The organism is Moorena sp. SIO4A5 (genome assembly GCF_010672005.1).
Classification (GTDB): Bacteria; Cyanobacteriota; Cyanobacteriia; order Cyanobacteriales; family Coleofasciculaceae; genus Moorena.
In genome coordinates this window covers 1-3,976 of sequence record NZ_JAAHHZ010000441.1, presented here as the reverse complement: position 1 = coordinate 3,976, position 3,976 = coordinate 1, and the positions used below count along the sequence as shown (strand labels likewise).

At 46.1% G+C, this 3,976-nt stretch carries 6 protein-coding genes; 2 read left to right on the top strand and 4 right to left on the bottom strand.

From position 1 onward, the window contains the following. Window positions 1-205: CHAT domain-containing protein (locus F6K57_RS38750; RefSeq protein WP_293073938.1), on the top strand; the 205-nt coding region annotated here is incomplete at its 5' end. A 130-nt stretch (window positions 206-335) separates the two neighbouring features. Here F6K57_RS38750 and F6K57_RS38745 read toward each other — a convergent pair. The 4 genes from F6K57_RS38745 to F6K57_RS38730 all read right to left on the bottom strand — a co-directional run bounded on the left by F6K57_RS38745 (window position 336) and on the right by F6K57_RS38730 (window position 1,782). Beyond that, window positions 336-755, bottom strand: coding sequence for a DUF29 domain-containing protein (locus F6K57_RS38745; protein ID WP_070392613.1), 420 nt, complete (start codon window positions 753-755; stop codon window positions 336-338). Between the two features lie 335 nt (window positions 756-1,090). After that, window positions 1,091-1,336: a hypothetical protein gene (locus F6K57_RS38740; protein ID WP_293053625.1), complete on the bottom strand. Its 246-nt coding sequence runs from the start codon at window positions 1,334-1,336 to the stop codon at window positions 1,091-1,093. A gap of 22 nt (window positions 1,337-1,358) precedes the next feature. After that, entirely contained in the window at window positions 1,359-1,619 is a 261-nt protein-coding gene (locus F6K57_RS38735) for a hypothetical protein (RefSeq protein ID WP_075898931.1), read from the bottom strand. Beyond that, entirely contained in the window at window positions 1,609-1,782 is a 174-nt protein-coding gene (locus tag F6K57_RS38730; protein ID WP_293073932.1) for a hypothetical protein, read from the bottom strand. The genes F6K57_RS38735 and F6K57_RS38730 overlap by 11 nt, the downstream gene beginning before the upstream one ends. 119 nt (window positions 1,783-1,901) lie before the next feature. Here F6K57_RS38730 and F6K57_RS38725 point away from each other — a divergent pair. Next, window positions 1,902-3,976: filamentous hemagglutinin N-terminal domain-containing protein (locus F6K57_RS38725; protein WP_293073929.1), on the top strand; the 2,075-nt coding region annotated here is incomplete at its 3' end.

Genomic DNA, 3,976 nt, shown 5'->3' with positions numbered 1-3,976 from the left:
TGCACGCAGTACTATTGCCAGTCTCTGGTATGTGGACGATCTAGCCACTGCAGAGTTAATGACTCGCTTCTACCAGAAGTTAGCCACAGGCCAGGTTACCAAGGCTGAAGCTCTGCGTCTTGCTCAACAGGAGCTGTTGCAGAGTGAGCAATTTAATCACCCCTATTACTGGTCGGCTTTTATTTTGCTGGGAAATTGGTTGTGAAGAATAGGGAGTAGGGAGTAGGGAGTAGGGAGTAGGGAGTAGGGAATCGGGAATCGGGAATCGGGAATCGGGACTAGTTATGATATATCGATAGACAAAAGTACTAATCGGTGGTAGTTATGCCACAAGATTAATCTTGATCTAGGATATCAGGGGTAAAAGGACAATCCTGGGGGAAGCAAGTAGATGGATAATCCTTGCTAACGACCTTGAGTGGATATCTGTAGCAATCCAAAAAGACCGATTCAAGATAAGGTTTGAGACTGGGAGATTCAGACAACAAAAGATTAATCTGTTCTCTCTGCTCATTGATTGTTTTTTCCCAACCTCGATAATCAGGCTCTGAATTCACGTACTGCCTTTTAAGCAAGTGTTCCATCAAAACCTTAAGTCGGCTCTGAATCTCTCGTTTATCGGATCGTCCCAAGGTGGCTATTTCCTCAATTAAATTTTCTATATCCAACTCATCAAAGTTTCTTGTTTTAAGTTGCTGACAAGTTAGATCAGTCCACAGAAAAAAATCCTGATTATACAAGTCACTATTACTCATGGCTTATACTACCGATCCTTGATATTTACTATAAGTATATCACGTTAAAAAATGCTTTTGAATTTATTACTAATAGTAACTACTTTATAGCGTTTATCATAGCTATGAGGTACAGATAATTTGGAATTGTTATAACCCATTAGTGCATCGCTGCAATAGTTTTTTTACCCCCCCTTCCAACCTTTACAATGCTTGCAATCTTTACACCCCTTAGCACCCTCTACCTAGAGATTGTGACAGTGTCTTGATGCAGTCGCTCATGGGGGGAACCCCCAAGACCGCGCTGCATCGCTGCAATAGTTTTTCTAACCCCTCTGACACCCCTTACCACCCTTTTAGAGATGGCGACAATGCAATAGAATCGGGAATCGGGAATCGGGAATCGGGAATCGGGAACAGGCAACAGTCCAGTAGGGTGCGTTAGGGGCGGGCTTGGCCTCATTTTCCGCCTCTTCGCCCGCCTTGGGACAGCCCGCCGGGTTCCGTAACGCACCACTGCGCGTGGTTATGCGATGAAGCGTTTCGGCAAAGCCGACGCTACGCGAACGCAAAGCGTGGCCTACGGCCTCAGCTTCCGCCAAAGGCGATGAAGCAAAGCTTCCGCTAAAAGCGAACGCGCTTTCCCCCAGCTAAATCCCAAGACAAAATCACTATCACAAACCCTACACCGCCTGCTCCCGACTCCCTCAAAAAAAATTTGTTACAAAAATTTTCAAAATATGCTATAATTATATATTTTTTGTGGTAAACTAAAATTGTGGACAAAATAAAATCCACGGGGAGAGCCAGCCTTAGAGTTTTCGTCAGGCTGGAAGGCTGGCTCTTGGTCCCCTTTACAGGAGATAACTTAATATTATTTCCCATAGTCAACACCTATACCCATGGCTGATGCATTGGTTGTTACCACTTCTCGGTCGCCAGTGTTGAGATAGCCCGCCGGAAAATGAAACGGGCAAGATGCCCATTCCACGATGATGCCCATTCCAATTGCAACGGGCAAGATGCCCATTCCACGCCTGATGCCCATTCCACTTTTGCCTCTTGCCTCTTGCCTCTTGCCTTACCCATAGCGCTATAAAACTTAACAGAATCAACAGGTATTTTATGAAATAATCCCAGAGATCGGGAGCATTTTGATTGATAAACATGAAAGCTGTGGTTTACGGACTTCTGCAAGCAAGTCCCTTTGTTTTATATTCTCTACTAGCTGCAACTACAGCATTAGGACAAATCACTCCAGATAATACCCTCGGCAATGAAAGTTCTATAGTAACGCCCAATGTCAATGTTAACGGGAACCTAGCCGATTTTATAGAAGGTGGGGCGATTAGAGAAAGCAATCTATTCCACAGCTTTTCGGATTTCAATGTGGCCGAGTTTGGGCGAGTTTATTTTGCGAATCCAGCTGGAGTTGCCAACATCCTGAGTCGGGTAACTGGAGCTAAGGTTTCCAATATTTTGGGGACTCTGGGAGTGTTGGGAAATGCTAACTTGTTTCTGATTAATCCAAATGGTATTTTCTTCGGTCCCAATAGCCGACTAGATCTGGGAGGCTCATTTTTTGGGAGTACTGCTGATAGTGTGTTGTTTGACGATGGGACAGTCTTCAGCACTAAAAATCCGAATGGAAAACCGTTGTTGACGATTAATATTCCCTCTGGGTTGCAATATGGTTCCAATCCAGGGAGTATTACTAATCAGTCTAGTCTGTTTCAGGTACCAGATGGTCAAACATTGGGGCTAATTGGTGGTGAGGTTACTATTCCTGGTGGTGTTCTAGGTGCATTGGATGGAAGGATTGAGCTGGGGAGTGTGGGTAATGGTGTGGTGAACTTGACCCCAACGGATAGTAGTTTTGTGTTGGATTATTCAGCAGTTCAAGAATTTCAGGATATTAGTTTGTCGGAATTTGCTCTTGTTACTACCAGTGGCGAAGGTGGTGGCAGTATCCAGGTGCAGGGGGCTAATGTGAGTTTACGCGATCGCTCTTTGGTTTTCGCGAGTACCAACGGCAGTGGAAGTGGCGGTGGAATAGTGGTTGGGGCTTCTCAGGTCAGCCTTGAGGGTGGTTCTGGAATAAGTACAAATGTATTTGGATCAGGACAGGGGGGAGATGTAAGTATTACCACTGGGCAGTTAATGGTCTCTGATGGAGCACAAGTTTCAGCTGCCACAAGGGGTGAAGGGGATGGGGGAAATTTGACTGTGGATGCCTCCTCAAAGGTTCAACTGATTGGTACCTCAGCCGATGGTCGGTTTCCCAGCGGCTTGCTTAATATCACTCAAGGGACAGGAAAAGCGGGAGATTTGAGTATTACCACTGGCCAGTTAATTCTCAAAGATGGAGCACAAGTTTTAGCTGTCACAAGGGGTGAAGGGGAGGGAGGAAGCTTGAGTGTGGATGCCTCTTCTACGGTTCAAGTGATTGGTAGGTCAGCCGATGGTCGGTTTCCCAGCCGCTTGTCTACTGAAACTTTTGGGACAGGAAATGCCGACAATGTGAGTATTACCACTGGGCAGTTAATAGTCTCTGATGGAGCAAGAGTTTCAGCTGGCACAAGGGGTGAAGGGGACGGGGGAGATTTGATTGTGGATGCCGACTCTACTGTTCAAGTGATTGGTACCTCAGCCGATGGTCGGATTGCCAGCGGCTTGTTTACTGCCACTCAAGGGACAGGAAAAACAGGAAATTTGAATATTACCACTGGGCAGTTAATGGTCTCTGATGGAGCACAAGTTTCAGCTGGCACTTTTGGTGAAGGGGACGGGGGAAATTTGACTGTCGATGCTTCCTCTACGGTTCAAGTGATTGGTACCTCAGCCGATGGTCAGTTTGCCAGCGGCTTGTTTACTCAAGCTGAAGGAACAGGAAAAGCGGGAGAGTTGTTGAAGATTACTACTGAGCAGTTAATTGTCAAAGATGGAGCACAAGTTTCAGCTAGCACTTTGGGTCAAGGGGACGGGGGAAATTTGACTGTGGATGCTGATTCAAAGGTTGAACTGATTGGTACCTCAGCTGATGGTCAGTTTGCCAGCGGCTTGGCTACTGAAACTCTAGGGAAAAAAAATGCCGGAAATTTGAGTATTACCACTGGGCAGTTAATGGTCTCTGATGGAGCAGTTGTTTCAGCTGCCACTTTTGGTAAAGGAGACGGGGGAGATTTGATTGTGGATGCCGACTCTACTGTTCAAGTGATTGGGACCTCAGCCGATGGTCAGTA

Bases quoted from the DNA above. Each gene is read 5' to 3' on its own strand.
- F6K57_RS38745 (WP_070392613.1), bottom strand. From the start codon at position 755: ATGAGTAATAGTGACTTGTATAATCAGGATTTTTTTCTGTGGACTGAT.
- F6K57_RS38735 (WP_075898931.1), bottom strand. From the start codon at position 1,619: ATGGGAAATAATATTAAGTTATCTCCTGTAAAGGGGACCAAGAGCCAG.
- F6K57_RS38730 (WP_293073932.1), bottom strand. From the start codon at position 1,782: ATGGGCATCAGGCGTGGAATGGGCATCTTGCCCGTTGCAATTGGAATG.